Source organism: Bradyrhizobium sp. AUGA SZCCT0105 (assembly GCF_018129565.1).
In the GTDB taxonomy this organism is placed as follows: domain Bacteria; phylum Pseudomonadota; class Alphaproteobacteria; order Rhizobiales; family Xanthobacteraceae; genus Bradyrhizobium.
Map to the genome: position 1 here is coordinate 1796267 of NZ_JAFCMK010000001.1, position 26047 is coordinate 1822313.

Annotated in this window: 23 protein-coding genes; 18 read left to right on the forward strand and 5 right to left on the reverse strand. The window is 65.0% G+C overall.

Translation table 11 applies throughout. The annotated features are described in order from the left end of the window. Positions 1-157: 157 nt before the first annotated feature. The 3 genes from JQ573_RS08110 to JQ573_RS08120 are packed head-to-tail and all read left to right on the forward strand — an operon-like array spanning position 158 to position 2273. Positions 158-859 carry a TetR/AcrR family transcriptional regulator gene (locus JQ573_RS08110; RefSeq protein ID WP_212310950.1) on the forward strand — a complete coding sequence of 234 codons (702 nt, stop codon included), beginning with the start codon at positions 158-160 and terminating at the stop codon, positions 857-859. After that, entirely contained in the window at positions 837-1394 is a 558-nt protein-coding gene (locus tag JQ573_RS08115; protein WP_212310949.1) for a carboxymuconolactone decarboxylase family protein, read from the forward strand. The genes JQ573_RS08110 and JQ573_RS08115 overlap by 23 nt, the downstream gene beginning before the upstream one ends. A 3-nt stretch (positions 1395-1397) precedes the next feature. Next, complete coding sequence (locus JQ573_RS08120; protein ID WP_212310948.1) at positions 1398-2273, forward strand: SDR family NAD(P)-dependent oxidoreductase; 876 nt, start codon at positions 1398-1400, stop codon at positions 2271-2273. Positions 2274-2291: 18 nt separating this feature from the next. On the opposite strand, the gene JQ573_RS08125 is transcribed toward JQ573_RS08120, so the two are convergent. Next, positions 2292-3296, reverse strand: a complete 1005-nt coding sequence (locus JQ573_RS08125) for a LysR family transcriptional regulator (RefSeq protein WP_249131264.1) — start codon at positions 3294-3296, stop codon at positions 2292-2294. Between the two features lie 172 nt (positions 3297-3468). Here JQ573_RS08125 and JQ573_RS08130 point away from each other — a divergent pair, with 172 nt between their 5' ends. The 10 genes from JQ573_RS08130 (at position 3469) to JQ573_RS08175 (ending at position 16680) form a co-directional block, all read left to right on the forward strand. After that, entirely contained in the window at positions 3469-4401 is a 933-nt protein-coding gene (locus JQ573_RS08130; protein ID WP_312011376.1) for an ABC transporter permease, read from the forward strand. Positions 4402-4470: 69 nt separating this feature from the next. Then, positions 4471-5496: a sugar ABC transporter substrate-binding protein gene (locus JQ573_RS08135; protein WP_212310945.1), complete on the forward strand. Its 1026-nt coding sequence runs from the start codon at positions 4471-4473 to the stop codon at positions 5494-5496. 104 nt (positions 5497-5600) lie between these two features. Then, positions 5601-7733 (forward strand): ABC transporter permease subunit, encoded by a 2133-nt coding sequence (locus JQ573_RS08140; RefSeq protein ID WP_312011377.1) that lies wholly within the window; start codon positions 5601-5603, stop codon positions 7731-7733. Beyond that, positions 7733-8854: an SMP-30/gluconolactonase/LRE family protein gene (locus JQ573_RS08145; protein WP_212310943.1), complete on the forward strand. Its 1122-nt coding sequence runs from the start codon at positions 7733-7735 to the stop codon at positions 8852-8854. The genes JQ573_RS08140 and JQ573_RS08145 overlap by 1 nt, the downstream gene beginning before the upstream one ends. Next, a complete protein-coding gene (locus JQ573_RS08150; protein WP_212310942.1) occupies positions 8851-10389 on the forward strand; it encodes a sugar ABC transporter ATP-binding protein in 1539 nt (512 codons plus the stop codon). The genes JQ573_RS08145 and JQ573_RS08150 overlap by 4 nt, the downstream gene beginning before the upstream one ends. Positions 10390-10811: 422 nt before the next feature. Then, on the forward strand, positions 10812-13127 hold the full coding sequence (locus tag JQ573_RS08155; protein ID WP_212310941.1) for a bifunctional salicylyl-CoA 5-hydroxylase/oxidoreductase: 2316 nt from the start codon (positions 10812-10814) through the stop codon (positions 13125-13127). After that, a complete protein-coding gene (locus tag JQ573_RS08160) occupies positions 13124-13903 on the forward strand; it encodes an SDR family NAD(P)-dependent oxidoreductase (RefSeq protein ID WP_212310940.1) in 780 nt (259 codons plus the stop codon). Before JQ573_RS08155 ends, JQ573_RS08160 begins: the two co-directional genes overlap by 4 nt. A gap of 11 nt (positions 13904-13914) precedes the next feature. Next, positions 13915-14754: an enoyl-CoA hydratase family protein gene (locus tag JQ573_RS08165; protein ID WP_212310939.1), complete on the forward strand. Its 840-nt coding sequence runs from the start codon at positions 13915-13917 to the stop codon at positions 14752-14754. 1 nt (position 14755) lies between these two features. Then, the gene (locus tag JQ573_RS08170; protein ID WP_212310938.1) at positions 14756-15151 is read left to right on the forward strand and encodes a RidA family protein; all 396 of its coding nucleotides are present in this window, start codon (positions 14756-14758) and stop codon (positions 15149-15151) included. Between the two features lie 287 nt (positions 15152-15438). After that, positions 15439-16680 carry a flavin-dependent oxidoreductase gene (locus JQ573_RS08175; protein WP_212310937.1) on the forward strand — a complete coding sequence of 414 codons (1242 nt, stop codon included), beginning with the start codon at positions 15439-15441 and terminating at the stop codon, positions 16678-16680. A gap of 149 nt (positions 16681-16829) precedes the next feature. On the opposite strand, the gene JQ573_RS08180 is transcribed toward JQ573_RS08175, so the two are convergent. Beyond that, positions 16830-17282, reverse strand: a complete 453-nt coding sequence (locus tag JQ573_RS08180) for a cupin domain-containing protein (protein WP_212310936.1) — start codon at positions 17280-17282, stop codon at positions 16830-16832. Positions 17283-17303: 21 nt separating this feature from the next. Then, complete coding sequence (locus JQ573_RS08185; protein ID WP_212310935.1) at positions 17304-18470, reverse strand: ABC transporter substrate-binding protein; 1167 nt, start codon at positions 18468-18470, stop codon at positions 17304-17306. Between the two features lie 294 nt (positions 18471-18764). Between JQ573_RS08185 and JQ573_RS08190 the strand changes: the two genes are divergently transcribed. From JQ573_RS08190 to JQ573_RS08200, 3 genes are all read left to right on the forward strand, one after another. Next, positions 18765-19259, forward strand: coding sequence for a MarR family winged helix-turn-helix transcriptional regulator (locus JQ573_RS08190; RefSeq protein WP_016845834.1), 495 nt, complete (start codon positions 18765-18767; stop codon positions 19257-19259). Between the two features lie 3 nt (positions 19260-19262). Next, complete coding sequence (locus JQ573_RS08195; RefSeq protein ID WP_212310934.1) at positions 19263-20078, forward strand: alpha/beta hydrolase; 816 nt, start codon at positions 19263-19265, stop codon at positions 20076-20078. 159 nt (positions 20079-20237) lie between these two features. Continuing rightward, the gene (locus tag JQ573_RS08200; protein WP_212310933.1) at positions 20238-21881 is read left to right on the forward strand and encodes a benzoate-CoA ligase family protein; all 1644 of its coding nucleotides are present in this window, start codon (positions 20238-20240) and stop codon (positions 21879-21881) included. Between the two features lie 49 nt (positions 21882-21930). Here the strand turns inward: JQ573_RS08200 and JQ573_RS08205 are convergent, their stop codons facing one another. Beyond that, complete coding sequence (locus JQ573_RS08205; protein ID WP_409334641.1) at positions 21931-23538, reverse strand: DHA2 family efflux MFS transporter permease subunit; 1608 nt, start codon at positions 23536-23538, stop codon at positions 21931-21933. An 8-nt stretch (positions 23539-23546) separates the two neighbouring features. Then, on the reverse strand, positions 23547-24734 hold the full coding sequence (locus JQ573_RS08210) for an HlyD family secretion protein (protein WP_212310932.1): 1188 nt from the start codon (positions 24732-24734) through the stop codon (positions 23547-23549). Positions 24735-24942: 208 nt separating this feature from the next. On the opposite strand from JQ573_RS08210, the gene JQ573_RS08215 reads away from it, so the two are divergent. Together JQ573_RS08215 and JQ573_RS08220 are read left to right on the forward strand one after the other, a co-directional pair. Further along, a complete protein-coding gene (locus JQ573_RS08215) occupies positions 24943-25611 on the forward strand; it encodes a TetR/AcrR family transcriptional regulator (protein WP_312011378.1) in 669 nt (222 codons plus the stop codon). Beyond that, positions 25611-26033, forward strand: a complete 423-nt coding sequence (locus JQ573_RS08220) for a hypothetical protein (RefSeq protein ID WP_212310930.1) — start codon at positions 25611-25613, stop codon at positions 26031-26033. Before JQ573_RS08215 ends, JQ573_RS08220 begins: the two co-directional genes overlap by 1 nt. Positions 26034-26047: the final 14 nt, after the last annotated feature.

Below are 26047 nucleotides of genomic sequence, written 5' to 3' on the forward strand. Positions count from 1 at the left end.
GGTATCTCCCCAAATTGCTCTCCGCCTCTTCGGGCGGAGTTGAAACGCGAATACGTCGCCCGCCGCCTGCGCGGCTTGCGGGCCGCGACCGCCGCCATACAGACGAACGATCGTTCGTACGTTGACTAACGAACGATCGTTCGCTAGTCAAGGCGCCATGGCGGCTTCCACATCCAGCGCGGCCGACGCGGTCGTGACCTCCACCCGCGAGCGCATCCTCAGCGAGGCGCTCGGCCTGTTCGCGCAAAGCGGCTATGGCGGCGCGTCGATGCGCGAGCTTGCGCGGCGCGTCGGTATCCGCGAGAGCAGCCTCTACAATCATTTTCCGGGCAAGGCCGCGATCCTCGAAGCGATCGTCAGTGAGCACGGTCCGGCGAGCTCGGCCGACCGGCTCGAGGCGCCGCGCTACCGGCAGCTTGCGCGGCAGCCGGCGGCGTTCTGCCGCCAGTTCGCGCTCGACCTCGTCGAACAATGGTCGGATCCGCGCGAGCATCAGTTCCAGAAGGTCATCACCGCCGAACGCAACCGTGTGCCCGGTATCCGCGCCAAGTTCGCCGACCATTTCTATACGCGCGAACAGAATCTGATGACGGACTACTTCCGCGGCTTTGCGCTCGCCGGACTGATCTCGACCACAGACCCGCGCGAGGCGGCGCGGCTGTTCGCGGCCGGCCTGATCTATGTCAGGCTCGAACATTATGTGATGGGCGCGCAGGCCTCGCCGCGACCGAAGGTGATCGAGGCGATCGAGCGCTACCTCGCGTTCTTCCTGTCGCTGATTGCGGCAAAGGACGCAGACATCTCGGACAAGAAACAACGAAAAAAGGGAGAGACGCGTGGCAAGGCTGCCTCTGATTGATCCGGACACCACGAGCGGCGACATCCGCGCGGCGTTTGACCGCATGCCGGTCAAGCTCAATATCTTCCGCATGATGGCCCATGCCGAGGCCAATGCGATGCCCCTGATGCGGCTCGGCAATTCGATCCTGCACAAGCAGAAGCTGTCGGCGGTCAACCGCGAGCTTCTGATCCTGCAGGCCGCGCAGCTCGAGGGCGGCGCCTATGAGTGGCGGCAGCATGTGCCGATCGCGCTCGGCGTCGGCGTGACGCAGGCGCAGATCGATGCCGTCGAGCGCAGCAACTACGACGATGCCGCGCTCAACGCGGCCGAGCGTGCGCTGCTCGGCTTCGGCCGCGAGGTGGTCGAGAAGGTCCGCGTCGGCGAGGCGGCTTTCGCCGGCATGTGCCGGCATTTCAGCGATCAGGAGACCGTCGAGGCGATCGTCACGCTCGGCTTCTACATGATGATGGCGCGGCTGACGGAGGCGACCGAGACCGATCTCGATCCGGCCGCCGGCATGGCCGTGTTCGAGGGCGGCAAGAAGCGGGGTTGATGGATGTCGGAGACTTCGCAAGAGGCCAAGCAAAGGACCTCGCAAGACATGAAGCCGGAGCGCTATGTCCGTCCGCTGAGCGCGGAGTCCTCAGGCATGGCGCCGGGCAGGGGACGCCTCAACGGCCGCCGCATCCTGGTGGTCGGCGGCGGCCAGCGCGTGTTCGATGCCGCGACCGATCCGATCGGCAACGGCCGCGCGATGAGCCTGCTGTTCGCGCGCGAGGGCGCCCATGTCGCGGTCGCCGATCTCAACCGTGCTTCCGCCGAGGATACGGTCGCGCGCATCGCCGAAGACGGCGGCCGCGCCTTCGCGATCGCTGCCGACGTCACCAGGGAGGCCGATGTCATCAGGATGATCGACGAGGCCCACCACGCGATGGGCGGTCTCGACGGCATGGTGCTGAACATCGGTACCTTCGGCAAGACCGGGCTCGACAATGTCAGCGCCGAGGAATGGAACAGGATCTACGACGTCAATGTCCGCGGCCCGATGCTGTGCTGCCGCGCGGCTCTGCCCAAATTCGCCGATGGCGGTTCGATCGTCTTCATCTCCTCGATCGCGGCGCTGAAGGCGGGATCGCAGATGGCGGTCTATGATTCCTCCAAGGCGGCGCTCGGCGGGCTGATGCGCAACATCGCGCATACCGGTGCGCGGCGCGGCATCCGTGCCAATCTGGTTTATCCCGGGCTGGTCGATACGCCGAACGGCCGTGAGGCCGGCGCGGGACGACCGTCGCGCGGCAAAAGCCAGGTTCCGTTCGGCCGCCAGGCCACGGCGTGGGAGATCGCCTATGCGGTGCTGTTCTTCATGTCGGATGAGAGCGTCTACGTCACCGCGCAGACGCTCGCGGTCGACAGCGGCCTGAGCGGACTCTAGCCGAGTTGAACCCCGCCGCTACTCCGCGGCGAGGCTGGTCGGCACCGGGATGCCCACTTTGGGGCGCGTTCTTGCCGCGCGGCGGTTCTTGCTGAAACGGCTGCCGGCCAGCAGCGCCGCGGCGGCGCGCAGCTGCTCGCGCAGCCATTGGTTGGTGGTGTCGCCCTCGGCAGTGGCATGCCAATAGAGATAATTGACGTGTGGGCTGATCGGGAACGGGCAGGGGAAGCACTGCAACAGCCCGGGATCCTCGAGCACGGAGGCGGCGCTCTCCGATGCCGTCAGCAGCATGTTGCTGCGGCTCACCACGTGGCAGGCGGTCGCAAAATTCTGGCAGGTCAGGCGCACGGTGCGGGTCAAGCCGAGGCGCTGGAACTGGAAGTCCTCGAACGACAGGCCGCTGCGCCGCGACGTCACGCAGACATGTTCCAGGCGCAGGTACGCCTTCTTGTCGAGCCGCTTGCCGAGCTCGGGATGGCCGCGCCGGGCGAACACCGCGATATGCTCGGTCAGGATCTGCTCGCGCCGCACCTCGGTTGAGAGCGGCAGCAGCGTATCGATCGCGACATCAAGCGTGCCGGCGGCAAGCTCGCGCTCCAGATTGTTGCGCTCGCTGCGCACGGTCGCGATCTCGACCAGCGGCGCGACAGTGCTGATGCGGTTGATCAGCGCGCTCAGCATCGGCGCCTCGAGGTTGTTGCGCAGGCCGATCACGAACCGCTTCGGCGTTCTGGCCGGATCGAAGCGGTTGGTGTGGGTCAGCGTCGTCTCCAGGCCGTTGAGCGCCTGGCGCACCGTGGTGATGATCTGGCGCGCCAGCGGGGTCGGCGTCATCACGTGATGGCGCCGCACGAACAGCGGATCGTTGAACATCGCGCGCAGCCGGCCCAGCGCATGGCTCACCGCGGGCTGGGTCAAATTGAGGCGGAAGCAGGCACGGCTGACACCGCCCTCGGTGTAAATCGCGTCGAACACGACGAACAGGTTCAGATCGATATCGCGCACATGCATGGAAATAATCAATCCGTATCCGTCGAATGCATTTGACGAATATGAGTTGGCGCTCTTAAAGTCTCAAGCAAAATAATACCTGGAGGAAACGATGAGCGTGCAATCGCCATCGCGCGGCGTTGCTGTCCCTGCGGCATCATCTCGCTCGGGCACAATGTTCGCAAAACCGAGCCAGGAGCAGATCGTGCTCCTGATCACGATCGCGCTTCTTGTCGTGTTTGGCCTGACCCTGAACGGTTTCGCCAGCGTTTCCAATCTCCTCAATCTGTTGCGCAGTATTTCCATCCTCGGCGTGCTCGGCCTCGGCATGGGGCTGATCGTGATCAGCCGCGGCATCGACCTCTCCGAGGTCGCGATCATGGCGGGTTCCTGGGCGATCGCGCTGATCTACATGCAGAACGGCATGCCTGTTTTCACGGCAGTGCTGCTGGCGCTGGCCATTGCGGTGCTGATCGGCGTCGTCAATGGCGTCATGGTCGCCTTCGTCGAGGCGCCGGCGCTGTTCGTGACGCTGGCTGCCGGCTTCGTGATCTATGGTCTCGCGTTCTGGATCGCGCCGGCCTGGGTGGTCTACGCGCCGAAGGACGCGCCGGGCCTGATGTATCTCGGCGCCGGACGGCTGTTCGGCATCCCGGTTCCGATCCTGGTGTTCGCGGTCTGTGCGATCGCGATGCACCTGTTCCTATCGCGCACCTCGATCGGGCGCTTCATCTATGCGCAGGGCGACAATCCGGAGGCCGCGCGGCTGACCGGCATTCCGCTGCGTCCGCTGATTGTGCTGGAGCACGTCTTGGTTGCGCTGCTCGCCTGGATCGCAGGCCTGGTCTGGGTCGGCACCACGGGCAGCATGCAGATGGCGATCACGCAAGGGACAATGATCTTCGACGTGGTGCTCGTCGTCGTGATCGGCGGCATCAGCCTGATCGGCGGCCGCGGCAGCGTGTTCAGCGTCGTGGTCGGTTGTGTCCTGATCGGCACGCTGCTCAACGCCTTCACCATCATGGACGTCAACAGCGAGGTGCAGAACATCATCAAGGGCGTGGTGCTGCTGGCCGCGATCGTGCTCGACAACTGGCTGCATCCCCGTGACGAGGAGACCGCGCGGCAAGGAGACTGACACGAGGCGACCGAGCGCACCGCGCCAGAGAAATCCAATCAATCAAAAGAATTTTCTGTGGAGGAGACGATGAAGACGACCAAGTTCTGGACGATCCTGCTCGCCGGGGTGACGCTCGCCGCGATGCCGTTCGCGGCATCGGCGCAGGAGGAAGGTACCAAGGCAGGGCGCGAGCTGCGCGCCGCCTACGACAAGTCGCTGCAGGGCAAGACCGTCGCCTATCTGCCGATTGCGCTCGGCGTGCCGCTGTCCGACGAATGGGGCCGCGTGGTGCAGGAAGAGGCCGAGTGGCGCGGCATGAAGTATGTCGTGCGCGACCCCAACAACAATCCCTCCGCCATGCAGCAGGCGCTGACCGCGCTGGTCGACCAGAAGCCCGACGTCCTGATCGTGCAGAATCCGAGCGTGACGCTCTTGATGAAGGACCTGAAGCGCGCCGAGGCCCAGGGCACCCATGTGATCCAGGTCAACATGGCCTCGAACTACAAGTCCGGCGCCTTTGTCGGCGTCGACTGGCGCGAGATCGGCAGGATGCTCGCGAACGAAGCCGTCAAGGCCTGCGGCACCGGCTCCGGCAAATCGGGCAAGGTGCAGATCGTGCAGGGCGAATTGACGGCGGCCGCGAGCGTCGATCAGGTCGGTGCCATCATGGATGTCCTGAACAAGGATCCCAACATCAAGGTGGTGTCGAACCAGGCGGCGAATTGGGATGCCAACACCGCGCTCAACATCACCGCCACCGTGATCCAGCAGCATCCCGATCTCTGCGCCTCGATCGGCTTCTGGGGCATCATGGAGTCGGGCGCCGCGCAGGCGATCCGCAATGCCGGCAAGATCGACGATGTGAAGGTGTTCGCCTCGGGCGAGGGCTCGCAGCTCGATTGCGACCAGGTCACATCAGGCAATTTCAGCAAGTTCCTCAGCTACAAGGCGACCGAGCAGGGTCACGACCTGATGTTCGCAGCCGAGACGCTGCTGATGTCCGGCGACAAGCCCGGCACGAAAAATCTGTCCTATTACACGCGGCCGATCTGGATCGATAAGTCGAACGCCTCGCTCGGCGGCACCTGCTTCGCGCTACCCAAGAAAAACTAACAAGGCGCGAGACAGCCGGCGCGGGGGGCATTCCCGCGCCGGCTGTATCACGGGTCAGAATCCGGAGACGTTGAAACCGGATCAGGAGTGCTTTGGCGATGTCGATGGCAGTTGATTCCTTTTCCGCGTCGGTGCGGCGGTTCTCACCCCGGCTCCTGCTATCGGAGCTGTTGCTGAAACAGTGGTTCGAGCCGGTCGTTCCCTTCACCGTGATGATCGGGCTGTGGGCGTATTTCGCGCTCACCATTCCCGATTACGCCTCGGTGCAGAATTCGGTGTCGCTGCTGCGGCTGTTCGCCGAATTCGGCTTCGTCGCGCTCGCGATGGGCTTCTGCCTCGTCACCGGCGGCATCGACCTTTCGGTCGGCGCGATCTTCGCGCTGTGCAATTTCGCGGCGCTCTACTTCCTGCTGGTGCGCGAATGGCCGGTCGGCCTCGCGGTGCCGGCGACGCTTCTGGTCGGCGCGCTGCTCGGCAGCATCAACGGCTTTTTGATCGGCTTCCTCAAGACGCGGCCGTTCCTGACCACGCTGGTGACGCTGATCATCCTGCGCGCCTCGGTCAACCTGCTCAACACCAGCTATGCCCAGGTGTTCGCGACCAATTCGGTCGAGAGCGACGCTTGGGATTTCATCGGCGGCGGCAGCGTGCTCGGCATCCCCGTCAATGCGGCGACGCTGTTCGTGGTGCTTTTGATCTGCCACATCTTCCTGTCGCGCTCGCGCTATGGCTGGCATCTCACCGCGATCGGCGCCAGCCGCAAGGCGGCGCGCCACGCCGGCATCCGCGTTCGCTTGATGCTGTTCATGACCTATGTGCTGTCGGGCACGCTGTGTGCGGCGAGCGGCATCTTCTATGCCGCACGCCAGGCCTCGACGGATTCCACCACCGGCGTAGGCTGGGAATTCCAGGCGCTCACCGCCGTGGTGCTCGGCGGCGTGTCGCTGGCCGGCGGCAAGGGCACGGTGTGGCGGGCGATGATCGGCGCGCTGATCATCTTCCTGTTGATCAACGGCCTCGTGCGCATGGGCATCCCGGGCTACGTCACTTCGGCGGTGACGGGCATGATCCTGCTCGCCGCCGTCGGCATCGACGTCAAATGGTCGAAGAACCGCGGCAAGGCGATCCAGAAGATCTATGTCAATCCGGCCTTCGTGCCGCTCGCGTCGGCACCTGCGGTGCAGCCCGGCGCAGCATCGCCCTACGCGCAGAACGATCGGCTGATCAACGCGCAGGCGATCGGCGTCGACCAGGTCGAGGGCCCGGAGGACGTCATTCTCGACCGTCAGGGCCGGCTCTACGGCTCGACCCGCGACGGCAATGTGATCCGCTTCTCCGGACCGGACTTCAAGACCCGCGAGGTGTTCGCCCATATCGGCGGCCGGCCGCTCGGCATGCAGTTCGATCGCGACGAGAATCTGATCGTCGCCGTGGCCGGCATGGGCGTCTACGGCATCACGCCCGACGGCCGCATCTTCAAGGTCACCGACGAGACCAACCGCACCTGGTACAAGCTGAACGACGACAGCCGCCTGCGCATGGCCGACGATCTCGACATCGCGCCGGACGGCAAGATCTATTTCAGCGACTGCACCACGCGCTACGAGATGACCACCAACACCCTCGACATCCTCGAGGGCCGGCCGAACGGCCGCGTGGTCTGCTACGATCCGGCGACCAAGACCACGCGCACGGTGATCAACCACTTCTATTTCCCGAACGGGATCTGCGTCTCCCATGACGGCAAGTCGATCCTGATCGCGTCGACCTCGCTGTGCAAGGTGTTCCGCCACTGGATCGAGGGGCCGAACAAGGGCAAGACCGAAGTGCTGATGGACAAGTTGCCGGGCAACCCCGACAACATCAACCGCGCCTCCGACGGCACCTATTGGCTGGCGCTGGTCGGCATCCGCACGCCGACCTTCGACCTTGCCGCGCGCAAGCCCGGCTTCCGCCTGCGTATGGTCAAGGAGGTGCCGACCGACGAGTGGCTGGCGCCCGCGCTCAACCATGGCTGCGTGCTGAAGTTCAACGAGCAGGGCGAGGCGCTGGAGTCGTGGTGGGATCCGACCGGCATCTCGCATTCGACCCTGACCTCGATGCGCGAGCACCAGGGCTATCTCTATCTCGGCGGGCTCGAGAACAACCGGATCGGCCGCATCAAGCTCGACGGCGTCGACGACAGCTGGACCGGCTACGATGCCTATTGGGGCGCCAAAAGCAGGGTGACGACGTAATGGGATTTTTCGATCATCTGCTGCGCGACATCCGCAGCGTCGTCGACCGCGATGGCGGCCAGAACGCGATCCCGCCGCTCGACGGCGCGATGAGCCCGAACGATCGGCTCGACACCGCTGTGCCGATCGGCGCGCCGCTGCCCGGCGTCGACGACGTCATCGCCGCCGGCGACGGTGCGATCTATGTCTCCGCCGGCCGCCAGGTCTTGAAGCTCAGCGGCGGTGATTTCGAGACCCGCACGGTTGTCGCCGAGTTCGAGGATGATGCCGGCGGGCTCGCGCTGCATCCGGACGGCCGGCTCCTGGTCTGCGTCGCGGGCAGGGGGCTTGCTGCGATCGATCCTGCAAAGCCCGCGCCGCGCTGGCTGGAGGCCGCCGGCGGCAGCGCGCTCGCCGGACTGTTGTCGGTGACGGCAGCGGCCGATGGCCGCATCTATGCGGTTGAAGGCAGCGCCGGCCGCCGCCCAGACGAATGGCGGCACGATCTGATGGAGAAGCGCGCCGGCGGCCGGCTGATCAGCTGCGGTGCCGGTCTCGACAATCCGCAGGTGCTGCTCCGCGATCTGCCCTATCCCTATGGCGTGATGGCCTCGGCCGACGGCAAAAGCCTGTGGCTCACCGAGAGCTGGGCGCATCGCCTCAGCCGGTTCGCGCTCGCTGGCACTGGTCTCGGTCCGCGGGAGACTATCGCTGCCAACATGCCGGGCTATCCGGCGCGGCTGCATCCGGACGGCCATGGTGGGGTGCTGCTCGGCATGTTCGCGCGCCGCACCCATCTGATCGAATTTGTGCTCAAGGAAGACGATTTCCGCGAGGAGATGATGGCGACGATGCCGCCCGATTACTGGGTGGCCCCAGCGCTGGTCGGCGGCAGCGATTGCCTGGAGCCGATGCAGATCGGCAGCGTCAAGGCGCTCGGCATCCAGAAGCCATGGGCGCCGCCACGTTCCTACGGTCTGCTCGTGCATCTCGATGCCGAGGGCGAGGCCAGCGACAGCCTGCACAGCCGCGCCGGCGGCCGCTTCCACGGCATCACCGCGGCCTGCGCGACGCCTTCGGGCGTCGTGATCGCGGCGCGCGGCGCCGGACGGCTGCTGCGCTACACGGGAGAGCTGCGATGAATGACGGCGTGACGCAGGCTGTGACCGCGACCCAGTCCGCAACCCGCGAGCCGGTGCTGCAGATCAGCAACGGCTCGAAAATCTATGGCGGCGTCCACGCCATCGAGGGGGTCAATTTCGATCTCTATCCCGGCGAGGTGCATGCGCTGGTCGGCGAGAACGGCGCCGGCAAGTCGACGCTGTGCAAGGCGATCGCGGGCGCGATCAATCTCACCTCCGGCGACTATCTGCTGGACGGCAAGCCCGCCAATTTCGAGCAGCCGCGCGACGCGCTCGATGCCGGCATCTGCATGGTCTATCAGGAGACCAGCCTTGTGCCGACCATGACCGCGGCGCAGAACATCGAGCTCGGCAATGAAAAGCTGTTGACGCGCTTCCGCACGCTGAACATCCAGGCCCAGCAGCTGCTGCAGTCGCTCAACTTCCACGTCGATCCGGCGACGCCGGTGGCGCTGCTCGGCACCGCCAAGAAGCAGATGGTCGAGATCGCGCGCGCGATCTACAACAAGGCGCGCATCATCATCTTCGACGAGCCGACCGCCTCGCTGACGCCGGAGGAGATCGTCCACTTCTTCCATTTGGTGCGCGACCTGCGCGCCCGCGGCGTCTCGATCATCTACATCTCCCATGCGCTGGAGGAATCGCTCCAGATCGCCGACCGCATCACCGTGCTGCGCGACGGCAAGCTGGTGATCACGGCGCCCGCCAAGCAGCTGACCCGCGATGCGCTGGTGCAGCACATGGTCGGGCGCGAAGTGGCGCAGGCGGTCTATGGCGGCAAAGCGAAGACCCATCAGCGCCGCGAGAAGGTGCTGACGGTCGAGAACGTCACCATGGGCATGGCGGTCAAGAACATGTCGTTCTCGGTCTATGCCGGCGAGGTGGTCGGCATCGCCGGCCTGATCGGCTCCGGCCGCACCGAGATTGCCAAGGTCGTCTACGGCGCGTTGAAGCGCAACCTGGTCAATGGCGGCACCATCCGGCTGCGCGGCAAGCCGATCCGCTATCGCGTGCCGCGGCAGGCGATCAATGACGGCATCGCCTACATCACCGAGGACCGCAAGGCCAACGGCTTCTTCGAGACCATGGTGGTCGACGACAACGTCTATATCGGCAGCCTCGCCACAAGGAAGGGCTGGAGCTTCCTGCTGTCGCGCGCGAGGCGCAGCAAGCTCGCCAATTACTGGGTCGACCGGCTCAAGATCAGCGCGCTGCAGCGAAAGGCCAAGATCATCGAGCTGTCCGGCGGCAACCAGCAGAAGGTGGTGCTGGCCAAGACGCTGGTGCAGGAGCCGTCGATCATCTTCTTCGACGAGCCGACGCGCGGCGTCGACGTCGGCACCATCCCGCACATTCACGGCGAAATCCGCCGGCTCGCCGATGAGGGCAAGGCCGTGGTGGTGATCTCGTCCTATCTGCCGGAAATTCTCGCCGTCTCCGACCGCATCCTGGTCGCCCGCACCGGCCGCATCGTCGCCGAGTTCGACGCGGCGGATGCAACCCAGGACAAGATCCTGTACGCCGCGGTGCATTGAGGGCGCACGGCGCGGTCTCTCCACGTCGTCATTCCGGGGCTCGCGAAGCGAGAGCCCGGAATCCATTGCGCTGCGCATGATGCGGCTTGATGGATTCCGGTCTCGACGCTCCACGTCGCCCGCCGGTGCGCGAATGACAGCCGTATCCTGCTCTGTCATCGCCAGCAAAAGCGGGCGATCCAGTACGCCGCGGCCCATCGGTGCAATCGCAGCCGCCTCTGGAATACTGGATCGCCCGGTCAAGCCGGGCGATGACAGGACGGATCGGTACCAAGCCGACCCTTGACAATTATTTTAAGTATAAAATAATATGCCGTATCGGCTGGCGGGGAAACCGACCCCGGCCGAAGCCAGAGCATGATCCGGAAAAGTGACACTCGGTTTTCCGACGCGATCATGCTCAAACGGAAAGGCGAAACGCCATGCGCATCGTTTGCATTGGAGGCGGGCCGGCCGGGCTCTACTTCGGCATCCTGATGAAGATGCTGGATCCCGCACACCAGATCTCCGTGGTCGAACGCAACCGGCCCTATGACACGTTCGGCTTCGGCGTGGTGTTCTCCGATGCGACCATGGACAACATGCGCAAATGGGACCCGGTCACCGCTGACACGATCGAGCAGGCCTTCAACCACTGGGACGACATCGAGGTCCTGATCAAGGGCCGCCGCATGCGCACCACCGGGCACGGCTTCGTCGGCATCGGCCGCAAGCGGTTGCTCAACATCCTGCAGGCGCGGGCCGAGGAGCTCGGCGTCGAATTGATCTTCGAGCGCGAGGTCAATTCCGATCTCGAATTCCCCGACGCCGATCTGATCGTGGCGTGCGACGGCGTCAACTCGAAGGTCCGCGCCAAATACGCCGAGACCTTCCAGCCCGACATGCTGATGCGGCCGAACCGCTATATCTGGCTCGGCACCGTCAGGCCGTTCGATGCCTTCACCTTCGACTTTCGCAAGACCGAGCATGGCTGGTTCCAGTCGCACATCTACAAGTTCGAGGAGGGCGCGGCGACCTTCATCGTCGAGACCACCGAGGAGGCCTATCTCGCCCACGGCCTCGACAAGATGGATCAGGGAGAATCCATCGCGTTCTGCGAGAAGGTGTTCGCGGAAATCCTCGAAGGGCATCATCTGGTCTCGAACGCGCGGCATCTGCGCGGCTCGGCCTGGCTGTCGTTCCCGCGGCTGATCTGCGGCAAGTGGACCGCGTTCAACGGCAACAGCCATGTCGTGCTGATGGGCGATGCCGCCCACACCGCGCATTTCGCGATCGGTTCGGGCACCAAGCTCGCGCTGGAAGATGCGATCGAGCTGACCAACCAGTTCAAGACCCACGGCGCGACCAAGGACAGCATTCCCGCCGTGCTGAAGGCTTACGAGGAGCTGCGCCGGGTCGACGTGGCGCGGATCCAGAATGCCGCGCGCAACGCGATGGAATGGTTCGAGGTGGTCGGCTCGCGCTATGCCGATACGCTGGAGCCGGAGCAGTTCATGTATTCGCTGCTGACCCGCTCGCAGCGCATCAGCCACGAGAATCTGCGGCTGCGCGACAAGACATGGCTCGAAGGCTATGAGCGCTGGTTTGCCGAGCGCAGCGGCGTGCCTGCCACCAACGAGCGCGTCACGCCGCCGATGCTGACGCCGTTCCAGATCCGCGGCCTGTCGCTGCACAACCGGATCATCGTCTCGCCGATGGCGATGTATTCGGCCGAGGAGGGCGTGCCGAACGATTTCCATCTGGTGCATTTCGGCTCCCGCGCGCTCGGCGGCGCCGGCCTGTTGTTCACCGAGATGACCTGCGTCTCGCCGGAGGCGCGGATCACGCCCGGCTGCTGCGGTCTGTGGAATGACGCGCAGGCTGTGGCCTACAAGCGGATCGTCGAGTTCGTGCATCGCAATTCGCAAGCCCGGATCGGCATCCAGCTCGGCCATGCCGGCCGCAAGGGCTCGACGCGCGTCGCGTGGGAAGGCATGGACGAGCCGCTGCCGGATCACAATTGGCCGCTGGTGTCGGCCTCGCCGGTCCCCTATCTGCCCGACGGCCAGATCCCGGAGCCGATGAGCCGCGCCGAGATGGACGAGGTGCGCGACCAGTTCGTTGCCGCCGCCAGGCGCGCCGCCGCCGCCGGCTTCGATATTCTGGAAGTGCACTGCGCCCACGGCTATCTGTTGTCGAGCTTCCTCTCGCCGCTGACCAACCGCCGTACCGACGACTACGGCGGATCGATCGAGAACCGCGCGCGTTATCCGCTGGAGGTGTTCCGCGCCATCCGCGCGGTGTGGCCGGAGGACAAGCCGATGTCGGTCCGCCTCTCCTGTCACGATTGGGCCGAGGGCGGCAACACGCCCGAGGATGCGCTCGCCTTCGCAAAACTGTTCAAGGAAGCCGGTGCGGACCTGATCGATTGCTCCTCGGGCCAGGTCTGGGCCGACGATCATCCGATCTATGGCCGGCTCTACCAGACGCCGTTCGCCGACAAGATTCGCAACGAAGTCGGCATCGCCACCATCGCGGTCGGGGCGATCTCGGAGGCCGATCACGCCAACTCGATCATCGCCGCCGGCCGCGCCGATCTCTGTGCCATCGCGCGGCCGCATCTCGCCGATCCGGCCTGGACGCTGCATGAGGCCGCGAAGATCGGCGTCAAGCAGATCGCATGGCCGAAGCAGTATCTGTCGGGCAAGTCGCAGTACGAGGCCAATCTCGAGCGCACAGCCGCGGGAGTGAAAGCATGACACGCTTCTGGCCCAACGCCCATGCGCTCGTCACCGGTGCCGGTTCCGGCATCGGGGCCGCAACGGCAATCGCGCTCGCAAAAGCCGGGGTGCGCGTCAACATCGCCGGACGCCGGATCGATGCGCTGAAGGCGACGGCTTCGTTACTCGGTGAGCGCGCAGGCGCTGTTGTCGCGATCGACGTGACCGATGAAACGGCGGTGACCAAGGGTATCACGCAGATCGAGGCCGAGGCCGGCCCGATCGATATTCTCGTCAACAATGCCGGGAAGGCTGCGAGCGCACCGTTCGACAAGACGAGCGCGGCGCTGTGGGCGGACATGCTGGCGAGTAATCTCACCAGCGTGTTCCTGGTGACGCATGCGGTGCTGCCGGGGATGGCGCAGCGCGGCCGCGGCCGCGTGATCAACGTGGCCTCGACAGCGGGCCTCACCGGCTATGCCTATGTCTCGGCCTATGTCGCCGCCAAGCACGGCGTCATCGGCCTGACGCGTTCGCTGGCGCTGGAGTACGCGCGGCGCGGCGTCACCGTGAATGCGGTCTGTCCCGGCTACACCGATACGCCGCTGGTGGCGGATGCGGCCGCCAACATCGTCGCCAAGACCGGGCGCAGCGAGCAGGAGGCGCGGGCTTCGCTCGCCAAGGTCAATCCGATGCAGCGGCTGGTCACGCCGGAGGAGGTCGCCGACACCATCCTCTGGCTCGCATCTGAAGGTGCATCGTCAATCAACGGACAAGCCGTCGCGGTCGCCGGCGGCGAAGTCTTTACCGGGTGAAGGAACACATCATGTCCGAGATGAAAGCAAAGCTGCGTCCGTTCAGGGATTATCCTGCAAAGCACTTCCGCTGGTCGACGGATGCGAGCGGACGCGTCGCGACGATCACGCTGAACCGGCCGGACAAGAAGAACCCGCTGACCTTCGAGTCCTACGAGGAGCTGCGCGACCTCTTCACCAACCTCAAATATGCTTCTGACGTTCGTACCATCGTGCTGACCGGCGCCGACGGCAATTTCTGCTCCGGCGGCGACGTGTTCGAGATCATCGAGCCGCTGACGCGGATGGCGATGCCCGACCTGCTCGCCTTCACCCGGATGACCGGTGAGGTGGTGCGCGCGATGCGCAAATGCCCGCAAATCATCGTCGCCGCGATCGACGGCATCTGCGCCGGGGCCGGTGCGATGCTGGCGCTGGCGTCCGACCTGCGGCTGGCGACGCCGCAGGCCAAGACCGCGTTCCTGTTCACCCGCGTCGGCCTTGCCGGCGCCGATATGGGGGCGTGCGGATTGTTGCCCCGCGTGATCGGGCAGGGCCGTGCCGCCGATCTGCTCTACACCGGGCGCGCAATGAGCGCCGACGAAGGTTTTGCCTGGGGCTTTCACAACCGCCTGGTGCCGCCGGCCGAGCTCGCCGCCGCCGCGCAGGACCTGGCGCGTTCGCTTGCGGATGGACCGTGGTTCGCACATGGCGTGACCAAGACGATGTTCAACCAGGAATGGGCGATGGGCGTCGACGAGATGATCGAGTCGGAAGCGCAGGCGCAGGCGATCTGCATGGTGACGGGCGATTTCCGCCGCGCTTTCGAGGCCTTCGCTGCCAAGCAGAAACCCGCCTTCGAGGGCAATTGAGATGATCGAGACCCTGCAACCGGACGGATGGGCGAAGCCGATCGGCTACGCCAACGGCATGGCCGCGCGCGGCAAACAGATTTTCATCGCCGGCCAGATCGGCTGGAACGGGCAATGCGTGTTCGAGAGCGACGATCTCGTGGCGCAGATCGGTCAGACATTGCGCAACATCGTCGCGGTCGCCGCCGCCGGCGGGGCCGGGCCCGAGCACATCGTGTCGATGACCTGGTTCTTGCTCGATCGCAAGGAATATTCCGCGCGGCTGAAGGAGATCGGCGGGGTCTATCGCGACGTGATCGGCCGGCGCTTTCCGGCGATGACCGCGATCCAGGTTGCGGGCCTGATCGAGGATCGCGCCAAGGTGGAAATCCAGGCGATTGCGGTGGTGCCGGATTGAGGGCACGCGCTCCTACCAATTCCGTCATCCTGAGGTGCGAGCGGAGCGAGCCTCGAAGGATGGACGGCCCGGCCGTTGGCCGTCGATCCTTCGAGGGCCGCTGAAGAAGCGGCCACCTCAGGATGACGGGGAAAGACGGAGTTTCGCTGAGCCAATGTTAAGGCTAAGCCCAATCATCGCAGGCCGGTCCAAGTCCTGGGCGACCAAGCCGCTTGCGGCCGGGCGCGGGGCCGTGCGACCTTAGGCGAAAGCGTAAAGGCGTCCTGTTGTGAGTGGAGTAAGGGACGATGAAGGCGATTATCGTCGGAGGCGGAATCGGAGGCCTCACCACTGCGCTGATGTTGCGCTCGCGCGGCATCAGTTGCGAGCTGTACGAGCAGTCGGAGACGATCCGCGAGCTCGGCGTCGGCATCAACACACTGCCGCATGCGATCCGCGAGCTGGCGGGGCTTGGCCTGCTCGACAAGCTCGACGAGGTCGCGATCCGCACCTATGAGCTGTTCTACCTGACGCGGCACGGCCAGCAGGTCTGGCACGAGAAGCGCGGGCTCGATGCCGGCCACGACGTGCCGCAATTCTCTGTTCATCGCGGCCGCCTGCAAAGCGTGATCCATCAGGCCGTGATCGACCGGCTTGGCGCGGATGCGATCCGCACCGGCTGCCGGCTCGGCTCGTTCACGCAGGACGAGGGCGGTGTCTCCGCCTATTTCTTCGACCGCTCCGGCAGCCATGTGCATACCGCGCGCGGCGATATCCTGATCGGCGCCGACGGCATCCACTCCAAGGTGCGGCAGACGCTGTTTCCGGACGAGGGCGGGCCGTGCTGGAACGGGCTGATGCTGTGGCGCGGCGCCACCGACTGGCCGGCCTTCCTGACCGGACGCTCGATGATCATCGCCGGCGGGTTGAGCGCCAAGGCCGTGATCTATCCGATCGCGCCGGGCTCGAGCCCGGCGAGCCGCCTGACCAATTGGGCGGTGCTGGTGCGGATCGGCGACGGCTCTTCGCCGCCGCCGCGGCGCGAGGGCTGGTCCAATCTCGGCCGCCGCGACGAGATGATGCCCTATGTCACTGGTTTCACGATCCCGCAGGTCGACTTCGCCGGCTTGATCAACGCGACGCCGGAGTTCTGGGAGTATCCGTGCTGCGACCGCGATCCGCTGCCCTATTGGTCGAGCGGCCGCGTCACGCTGCTCGGCGACGCCGCGCATCCGATGTATCCGGTCGGCTCGAACGGCGCGTCGCAGGCCATTCTCGATGCGCGTTGCCTCGCCGACATGCTGGCGCGATCGGAACATCCGCGCCAGGCGCTGGCGGCTTATGAGCGGCAGCGGCTGCCGATGACCGCCGACATCGTCGCCTCCAACCGCCGTGGCGGGCCGGAGGGCGTGATCGACGCCGTCGAGCAGCTCGCACCGCAGGGCTTTACCGACGTCGACACCATTCTCAATTACGAAGCGCGCGAGGCGATCGTGCGTGGTTATGCGGCGAAGGCCGGCTTCGCCGCGCGCGTGGTGGCGCGGCAGTAGGAGGCAACGTCCGATCCGTCGATCCGTCACCCTGAGGAGGCCGCAGCGCGGCCGTCTCGAAGGGTCGACGGCCACGAGCGGGGCCGTGCATCCTTCGAGACGCCGCTTCGCGGCTCCTCAGGATGACGGAAGAGAGGCCCGCGCGTGTGCTACGCCGGAGGCGGCGGCAGGAAGTGGATGTTGTGCTCGGCGGCGAGCCGCACCACGTCGTCCGGGTTCTGCTCCTTCATGTTGTGGATCGCCCAGAACAGGTCGTAGAGCCTGCGGGTCGGCGACACCCAAAACAGCGTCTTGGCCGGCTGCTGCGACTTGTTGAAGATGCCGTGCGGCTTGCCCGCCGGCAGGCGCACCAGATCGCCTGGCGTGGCTGATTCATCGGCGCCGTCGAGCATGAAGTCGAGCTTGCCCTCGAGGATGTAGAGATACTCGTCCTGGTCGGGATGGATATGCGGCGGAACGAAGGTGCCCGGCGGGAAGGTGGCGTGCCAGGAGAAGGAATGCTCGGTGCGGCTCTTCGGCACGTAGGTCTGGCCGAGGATACTCCAGGAAATGCCCTGGATGCCCTCATTGGCGCGGGTGATGCCGGCGATCTCTTCTTTCATGATTATGATTCCTCCTGTGACTTACTTTGTGGCGCAGTCCTTGGCGTAGCGGTCGCCATAATTCGAAAACACCTTTTCGACGATCTCGGTCTGGAATTTGCCGTCCGGCCGCTTTGCGACCCTGGTGAGATAGAAATCCTGGATCGGATAGCCGTTGTTGTTGAACTTGAAGTTACCGCGCAGCGAGGTGAACTCGGCCTTCTTCAGCGCCGCCGCGACCGCGTCCTTGTTGGCGAGGTCGCCCTTCACGACCTTGACCGCGCTGTCGATCAGGAGCGCCGCGTCATAGGCCTGCATGGCGTAGGTGCCGGGCACGCCGTTGTAGGCCGCTTCATAGGCTGCGACGAACTTCTTGCTCTGCGGATTGTCAAGGTTCGGTGCCCAGTTCGCGCCGCCGAACATGCCGACGGCGGCGTCCTGCTGCGCGGGCAGGGTGGATTCGTCGACGGTGAAGGCGGAGAGCACCGGCACGGTCGCGCCGGCCTGCTTGTACTGCTTCACGAGGTTGACGCCCATGCCGCCAGGCATGAAGGTGAACAGCGCGTCCGGTTTCAGGGAGGCGATCTTGGAAAGCTCGGGCTGGAAATCCAGCGTGTTCATCGGCGTGTAGGATTCCTCGACGATCTCGCCCTTGTAGTCGAGCTTGAAGCCGGCGACGGAGTCGCGGCCGGCCTGATAGTTCGGCACCAGCAAATAGACGCGCTTGTAGCCGCGGTCCTGCGCCACCTTGCCGAGGACCTCGTGCACCTGATCGTTCTGGTACGACGTCACGTAGAAGAACGGGTTGCACTCCTTGCCGGCGTAGCTGGAGGGGCCCGCATTCGGGCTGATCAGGAAGGTCTTGCTCTCGGTGACCGGGCGGTGGATCGCCTGCAGGATGTTGGAGAAGATCGGGCCGACCACGAAATCAACCTTGTCGCGCTCGAGCAGGCCGCGCACCTTGACCACGGCACCGTCGGGCTTGAGCTCATCGTCGGCGTTGACGATCTCGACCTCGCGGCCGGCCATCTTGCCGCCGAGGTCCTTGATCGCGAGCGCAAAGCCGTCGCGAACCTGCTGGCCAAGCGCTGCGGCTGGTCCCGAGGTCGTCACCAGCACGCCGATCTTGATCTTCTCTTGGGCAGCCGCCGGATTCACCGTGATACCCAGCAGCGCCGCCAGTCCTACCAGCTTCGTCAATTGTTTCATGTCTCTCCCCCAAACCACTGCCTTGATGTTTCGGCTTCGGCCTATTTGACCTCAGCTTAGTCTGACGCGTGCAACCGCTGCAAGCGATGTGGCATCGCGTCAGGGCGACCGTCGCGCTCCATGCAGGTGTTGCACATGCAAGCGTCGCGCCAATTGCTTGAAGTTTAAAGAAATTGCAGGATCGGCCGGGCATGTCGGACTGGATTCGCAATTGTCCTTGCGGGACGCCGCGAATTGCTTGAAGCTGAAAGCAATCGGTCCGACCGAAACCTGCCGCGGAGGCACGATCGCCGCATGATCCTCGATTCCGAAACCAAAGCCGTCGAACTGCCCGACGATCACGGCACCGAGCTAAGGCTGTGGCTGCGGCTCTTGACCTGCACCACGCTGATCGAAGGCGAGGTGCGCAGCCGGCTGCGTGAGAAGTTCGATGTCACGCTGCCGCGCTTCGACCTGATGGCCCAGCTCGACAAGGTGTCCGACGGCATGACGCTGTCCGACCTGTCGAAGCGGATGATGGTGTCAAACGGCAACGTCACCGGGCTGGTCGAGCGGCTGGTCGAGTCCGGCCATCTCGATCGCCGCACCTCGGAGACCGACCGCCGCGTGCAGTTCATCCGGCTGACCAAGCTCGGCCGCGCCGAATTCCGCAAGATGGCGGCCGAGCACGAGAAATGGATCGCCGATATTTTCGGCGACCTGTCGCCGAAGGATATCCGCGAACTGATGCGGCTGCTCGCCAAGGCCAAGGGCTCGGCCCAGCGCTCCGCCAAGGCGAGGTCAGCTTGAGCCGTGAGCGAGATCGATTACGAGGTCGAATACAACAACCGGGCCCGGGTGCCGGAAAATCCGGCGCTGATGGCCGGCTGGGCGAGGGACTCGGCGGCCTATCGTGAGCAGCACCCGCCACGGCGACTGAGTTATGGTCCCGGAAGCCGCAACGTCATCGATCTCTTTGGGGGCGATCGCGACGGGCCGCTCGTGGTCTTTATCCACGGCGGCTATTGGCAGGCGCTTGATGGATCGTCATCGAGCCACTGCGCGCGGGGCCTCAATGGTCACGGCATCAGTGTCGCGGTGCCGAGTTACGACCTCTGCCCCAACGTCACAGTCGCCGACATCATCGGCGAGATGCGCGCGGCGTCACGCGAACTGGCGAAGCTCGGCCGGCCGCTGGTCATGTCGGGACACTCCGCAGGCGGGCATCTTGCCGCATGCATGCTTGCGACCGATTGGCCGGCTTACGATGCGTCGCTGCCGGCGAATCTGGTCAGGGCTGCTTACGCGATCTCCGGCCTGTTCGAGCTCGAGCCGCTGGTCGGCACCTCGATCAACAAGGCGCTTGGTCTTGACCGCGACGCAGCAAGGGCGGCGAGCCCGCTGCTCTGGAAAGCGCCCGCAGGTGCGACGCTCGATGCGGTGGTCGGCGGCGATGAGAGCGCCGAATATCACCGGCAGAGCCGGACCATTGCCGATGTCTGGGGCAGGGCGGGCGTGGCGACGCGGTTCGGCACCGTGCCCAATGCCAATCATTTCACCGCGATCGCACCGCTCGCCGACCCGGACTCGGCGATGGTCGCGCGGCTGAAGCAGCTCACACAGATCTGAGGTTTGCAGGATCGCAGGCATTTCCACCCCTGCGCCCCCTTGCGCCAAATTATTTTAAGTATAAAATGATTAGCGATTGGAACGCTGCCGGGCGTCCTCGATACTGGTCTTCTCGATGTTGATCTTGGCCTTTCTGGATGGAAAGCGAGGGGCAATCGAATGTCAGGTGAATTTCCCGGGCTCGGCCCATCCGGGCATGTCGACGATTTCGCACGGCGCAACCTGCCGCCGTTTCAGCAATGGCCGCAGCTGCTGCTCGACCGGCCCGAATTCAGCTATCCCGACTATCTCAACGCCGCGGTCGAGCTGACCGACCGCATCGTCGAGCAGGGCATGGGCGATCGCATCGCGTTGATCGGCAATGGACGCCAGCGCACCTACAAGGAATTGACCGACTGGTCGAACCGCCTGGCGCATGCGCTGGTGGAGAATTACGGCGTCAAGCCCGGCAATCGCGTCCTGATCCGCTCGGGCAATAACCCGGCGCTGGTCGCGGCCTGGCTCGCGGCGACCAAGGCCGGTGCTGTCGTCGTCAACACGATGCCGATGCTGCGCGCGGGCGAACTGGCCAAGATCGTCGACAAGGCCGAGATTGCGCTGGCGCTGACCGACAGCCGCATCGCGGACGAGCTGGTGGCCTGCGCCAAGACCAGCAAATTCCTCAAGCAGGTCGTCAATTTCGACGGCACGCAAAACCACGATGCCGAGCTCGACCGGATCGCGCTGAACAAGCCGGTCAAGTTCGATGCGGTGAAGACCGGCCGCGACGACGTCGCGCTGCTCGGCTTCACGTCGGGCACCACGGGTGAGCCGAAGGCGACGATGCATTTCCACCGCGATCTCCTGATCGTCGCGGACGGCTATGCCAGGGAAGTGCTCAAGGTGACGCCGGATGACGTGTTCGTCGGATCGCCACCGCTTGCGTTTACGTTTGGCCTTGGCGGGCTCGCGATCTTCCCGCTGCGCTTCGGCGCCACCGCGACGCTGCTGGAGAACGCGGCGCCGAGCGAGATGATCCGGATCATCGAGACCTACAAGGCGACGATCTGCTTCACGGCGCCGACCGCCTATCGGGCGATGATGGCGGCGATGGACAAGGGTGCCGATCTGTCGTCGCTGCGGCTTGCGGTCTCGGCCGGCGAGACGCTGCCGGCGCCGGTGTTCGAGAGCTGGACCAGGAAGACCGGCAAGCCGATCCTCGACGGCATCGGCAGCACGGAGCTGCTGCACATCTTCATCACCAACCGCACCGGCAGCGCCGTCGCCGGCACAACCGGCACGCCTGTGACCGGCTACCAGGCGAAGATCGTCGACGAGGACATGAACGAGTTGCCGCCGGGGCAGGTCGGCAAGCTGGCGGTTCGCGGCCCGACCGGCTGCCGCTATCTCGCCGACTCCAGGCAGACCAAGTACGTCCGCGACGGCTGGAACATCACCGGCGATGCCTTCGTCAGCGACGAAAACGGCCGCCTGTCATTCGTGGCGCGCGCCGACGACATGATCATCTCGGCGGGCTACAACATCGCCGGTCCCGAGGTCGAGGCGGCGCTGCTCGGACATCCCGATGTCGCGGAATGCGCTGTCATCGGCGCACCTGACGAGGAGAGGGGACAGATCGTCTCGGCGTTCATCGTGCTGAAACAGGGCGCGCGCAGCGACGATGTCGAGGTCAAGCTGCTGCAAGATCACGTCAAGGCGACGATCGCGCCGTACAAATATCCCCGCGAGATCGCTTTTGTCGAGGCGTTGCCGAAGACCCAGACCGGGAAGATCCAGCGCTTCAAGCTGCGCGAGGCGAGCTAAGAGGGGACGACGGCCGCTGGCCGTCGCCCCAGGGGATCACAACGAGAGATCAATGCGCCGCGCCGCCGCCGGCGACATTCTTCGGCTTTCCGGTCAGCACGATCGCGATCGCAGCGAGGACCAGCACCACGCCGATCACCGCGAAGGCGTCACTGAAGCCAAGCACCAGCGCCTGACGCTTCACGATGTTGCCGATCGCCACGATCGCCTGGCTGTGTGCGGTGGCGGGGTCCGAGATGCCGTGGCTGAGGAAGTAGTTGGTGACCTCGGCGATCCGGGTACGCACCTCCTCGCGGCCCAGGTGCACGGACTGGCCGATGATGTTGGAGTGAAACTGCTCACGCTTGGTGACGATGGTGCTGAGCAGCGCGGTGCCGATCGCGCCGCCGAGGTTGCGCATCATGTTGGAGATGCCGGAGGCCGCCGGTGCATCTTGCGGCGCAACGCTGCCGAGGCTGATGGCGGACAACGGCGCCAGCGTAATCGCCTGGCCGACGGCGCGAACGATGTTCGGATAGAAGAACTGGTCGCCGGAGTAATCCAGCGACATCTGGATGTTCATGAAGGATGAGACCGCGAACAGGATCATGCCGGTGAAGGCGATGAAGCGTGGGTCGAAGCGCTGCATCAGCTTCGGCACCAGCGGGATCAGGATCAGCTGCGGCAGGCCGGTCCAGGCCAGCACCTGGCCGATCTGCTCGGCATTGTAGCGCTGCACCTGGCCGAGATAGGCGGGTAGCAGATAAACCGAGCCGAACAGCGCGAACCCGACGAACACCGCCGAGATCGTGCCGAAGCCGAAGCTGCGCTGGGTCAAGAGCCGCAGCCGGAGCAGCGGCTTCTCGACCACGAGCTCGATCCAGACGAACAGGGTCAGGCTGACGGCGGCGATCACCGCAAGCTTGACGATGAAGGGCGAGCCGAACCAGTCGTCCTTGTTGCCTTCCTCGAGCACGGCCTGCAGCGACGCGAGGCCGATTGCCATCGTGATGATGCCGAGCCAGTCGCCCTCGCGCAGCAGATTGAGCTGCATCGGCTGGCGTTCCAGGGTGAAAGAAAGGGTGATGACCATCACCGCGGTCGGAATCACGTTGACGAAGAAGATGGTCTGCCAGCCGTAATTCTCGGTCAGGTAGCCGCCGATGGTCGGGCCGATCGCCGGCGCAAAGGTCACGGCGAGGGCGAACATCGCGAGGCCGATCGGCTGCTGCACCTTCGGCAGCTTGGTGAAGACAAGCGTGAAGGCCATCGGGATCAGCACGCCGCCGAAGAAGCCCTGCAGGCCGCGCATCGCGATCATCGACGGCAAATCGTGGGTGAAGGCACAGGCGACCGAGAAGATCGCAAACAGCGTGGCGAAGCCAATGATGATCTTGCGGAACGAGAACACCCGGCTGAGAAAGTCGGTCAGCGGGATCACCACGATCTCGCCGATCAGATACGACGTCGAGATCCAGGAGCCGTTGTCGACGCCGGTTCCGATGCCGCCCTCGATGTTGAGCAGCGAGGCGTTGGTGATCTGGATGTTGAGGATCGCCATGAAGGCGCCGATCATCGCCGCGACGATGGAAATCCAGACGGCCATGCTGGCGCGGTTGGGGTCAACTGCTGCGGCGCGGGGCGCAGCAGCCGGGGAGGAGAGCGCGAGGTCGGACATGACATCACCTATTTGAAAGAGGCGACAGCGAGCTTGGGTGAGGCGCTGGAGCGCGGCGTTTCCTCGGCAGGATGCGAAAGCGTCGCGATGGAGGGGATCACCGACATGCCCGGCCGCAGGTCGACATTGGTTGCGTCGAGCACGATCTTCACCGGGATGCGCTGCACCACCTTGGTGAAGTTACCGGTGGCGTTGTCCGGCGGCAGCAGCGCGAACTCCTGGCCGCTGGCCGGCGCGAGGCTGTCGACATGACCGCGCACGACCTGACCGGGGAACATGTCGACCTCGATCTCGACCGGCTGGCCCTTGCGGACATTGGTGAGCTGGGTCTCCTTGTAGTTCGCGATCACGTAGGCGCCGGTGGCCGGCACCAGTGACATCAATTGCGTGCCGGCCTGGACGAACTGGCCGGTGCGCAGGGTGCGGTTGCCGACGACACCGTCGATCGGGGCGATGATGGTGGTGTAGCCGAGGTTCAACTCGGCCTGATGCTGGAGCGCGGTCGCTCGTGCCTGCGCCGCGACAGCCTGGGCGATGTCAGCCTTGAGTAGTTCCACCTGGCGCTCTGCGGAGGCGAGGTTTGCGGTGTCGCGGGCGATGGCGGCCTGCGCGCTGGCGTAGCGCGACTGCGCCTGCTGCGCGTTCTGCACACTGCCGTAGCCGGTGCCTGCGAGGTCGGTGTAACGCTTGTTCTCCTGCTCGGCGAAGGTCTGGTTCGCGGTATCCACGGCGAGCGTTGCGCGCGCCGCCTCGATCACCGAGTGCTGCACGTCGAGCTGCGCGCGCTTGCTGGTGATCGCAGCTTCGGCGGCGGCGACGTCGGCCTTGGCCTGGTCCAGCGCGACCTTGAAATCGCGCTCGTCGATCCGCGCCAAGATCTGGCCGGCGCGCACATGTTCATTGTCGCCCACCAGCACCGCGCTGAGATAGCCTGACACTTTCGGTGCGATCGTGGTGTTGTCGGCCTTCACGTAGGCGTCGTCGGTCGAGACCTGAAAGCGGCCGACCGTCCAGTAATCCCAGCCATACCAGGCGCCACCCGCCAGCAGGGCGAGCGCCGCGCCGGTCATGAGCAGGCGCCGAAGCTTGCCCTTGGCGGCGGGCGGCTTGGCCGCCTCCGGATTTGCGATCAACTGCTTGGCGGTCTCGGCCGGAACCTGGCTCTCGGCCTTGAAGGACGTTTCGTGCTGGCTCATGGCAGGCGCTCCTGATCGTTCTATCCTGCTGGGAAACCGTAAGAATTTGGATTTCGGCGGCCCCGGGATAATTAGGAAACTTGATGTTTTCCAAAATAGAGCCCATATTGGGACTGTCAATAGAATGACAGTCATCATCTAAAAGCATGGCTCGCGGATGAACCGGAATGACAAAGACCAGACAGACCAGACAGAGCAGACGGCGCCGGTGCCAGAACGGCGCGGCCGCGGGCGGCCGCAGCTTCGTTCCGACGACGAGACGCGCGCACTGATCTATGAGGCCGCGCGCCGTGAGTTCTCGGAGCGCGGCTTCGCCGCGGCCAGCATCGCCGACGTGGCCTGCCGCGCCGGTGTTTCCACCAAGACGCTCTATCGTTTGATCCCGACCAAGCTGGCGCTGTTCGAAGGCATGGTGACCGACCGGGTGGACCGGTTCGTGTCCATCGTGAATCTCGGCGCCTGCGATGGCCGCAATGTTGCGGCGGCCCTGGAGGCCGCGCTGCTGGTCTGCGCCGAGCTCATTCTCGATGCCGAGGTCATCGCGCTGCAGCGGATCATCCTGGCCGAGAGCGACAAATTCCCTGACATCGCCGAGACGTTTTACGAAAAGGCCATGCAGCGCTCGATCGCCGCGCTGACGAATTGGCTGGGCATCCAGCAGCGGCGAGGGCGGATCGTGCTCGATGACACCGAAGCCGCAGCAGGCATGCTGCTCGGCATGCTCGTCTTCAAGCCGCAGCGCGACGTCATGTTCGGGCACAAGCCCGCGCCAGTGCACAGTGAGATGGCAGCGCGCGCCAAGGCCTGTGCTGCGCTGTTCCTGACCGGATGCGCCGTGCCGGCCGACCGGACCAACAAGCCGATCGGAGGCGCGTGATGCCGGAGCCGGCCGCGACCTATACTGTCGAGGCGCAGATCGCGCGCGACGACCGGGCCAAATGCGAGGATGTCCTGACGCGCTGGATGGCGGCGCTCAATCGCTATGACGCGTCCGCCATGGACGCACTGATGCACTTCCCGCATGTGCGGATCGCCGGCGGCGTGGTCACGGTCTATCAGCAGCCCGGCAACAATCCGATGGACCTGTTCGAGCGGTTGCGCAAACAGGATGGCTGGCATCACAGCGTCTGGAACGAGACCAGGCTCGTGCAGTCTTCACCCGCGAAAGCGCATTATGCCGTCCGCTATACGCGCTACCGCGAGGACGGATCGGTCATCGGGGTCTACGATTCCCTCTATGTGCTGAGCCTGCTCGGCGGCGCCTGGAAAATCCAGAGCCGCTCGAGCTTTGGTCCCTGAGCAAGCCGCGCTAC

Coding starts and splice junctions, on each gene's coding strand:
- JQ573_RS08120 (WP_212310948.1), top strand. CDS start 1,398: ATGTCGGAGACTTCGCAAGAGGCCAAGCAAAGGACCTCGCAAGACATG.
- JQ573_RS08180 (WP_212310936.1), bottom strand. CDS start 17,282: ATGAAAGAAGAGATCGCCGGCATCACCCGCGCCAATGAGGGCATCCAG.
- JQ573_RS08220 (WP_212310930.1), top strand. CDS start 25,611: ATGCCGGAGCCGGCCGCGACCTATACTGTCGAGGCGCAGATCGCGCGC.
- JQ573_RS08140 (WP_312011377.1), top strand. CDS start 5,601: ATGGCAGTTGATTCCTTTTCCGCGTCGGTGCGGCGGTTCTCACCCCGG.
- JQ573_RS08205 (WP_409334641.1), bottom strand. CDS start 23,538: ATGTCCGACCTCGCGCTCTCCTCCCCGGCTGCTGCGCCCCGCGCCGCA.
- JQ573_RS08165 (WP_212310939.1), top strand. CDS start 13,915: ATGTCCGAGATGAAAGCAAAGCTGCGTCCGTTCAGGGATTATCCTGCA.
- JQ573_RS08185 (WP_212310935.1), bottom strand. CDS start 18,470: ATGAAACAATTGACGAAGCTGGTAGGACTGGCGGCGCTGCTGGGTATC.
- JQ573_RS08135 (WP_212310945.1), top strand. CDS start 4,471: ATGAAGACGACCAAGTTCTGGACGATCCTGCTCGCCGGGGTGACGCTC.
- JQ573_RS08150 (WP_212310942.1), top strand. CDS start 8,851: ATGAATGACGGCGTGACGCAGGCTGTGACCGCGACCCAGTCCGCAACC.
- JQ573_RS08175 (WP_212310937.1), top strand. CDS start 15,439: ATGAAGGCGATTATCGTCGGAGGCGGAATCGGAGGCCTCACCACTGCG.
- JQ573_RS08190 (WP_016845834.1), top strand. CDS start 18,765: ATGATCCTCGATTCCGAAACCAAAGCCGTCGAACTGCCCGACGATCAC.
- JQ573_RS08155 (WP_212310941.1), top strand. CDS start 10,812: ATGCGCATCGTTTGCATTGGAGGCGGGCCGGCCGGGCTCTACTTCGGC.
- JQ573_RS08110 (WP_212310950.1), top strand. CDS start 158: ATGGCGGCTTCCACATCCAGCGCGGCCGACGCGGTCGTGACCTCCACC.
- JQ573_RS08145 (WP_212310943.1), top strand. CDS start 7,733: ATGGGATTTTTCGATCATCTGCTGCGCGACATCCGCAGCGTCGTCGAC.
- JQ573_RS08210 (WP_212310932.1), bottom strand. CDS start 24,734: ATGAGCCAGCACGAAACGTCCTTCAAGGCCGAGAGCCAGGTTCCGGCC.
- JQ573_RS08170 (WP_212310938.1), top strand. CDS start 14,756: ATGATCGAGACCCTGCAACCGGACGGATGGGCGAAGCCGATCGGCTAC.
- JQ573_RS08160 (WP_212310940.1), top strand. CDS start 13,124: ATGACACGCTTCTGGCCCAACGCCCATGCGCTCGTCACCGGTGCCGGT.
- JQ573_RS08200 (WP_212310933.1), top strand. CDS start 20,238: ATGTCAGGTGAATTTCCCGGGCTCGGCCCATCCGGGCATGTCGACGAT.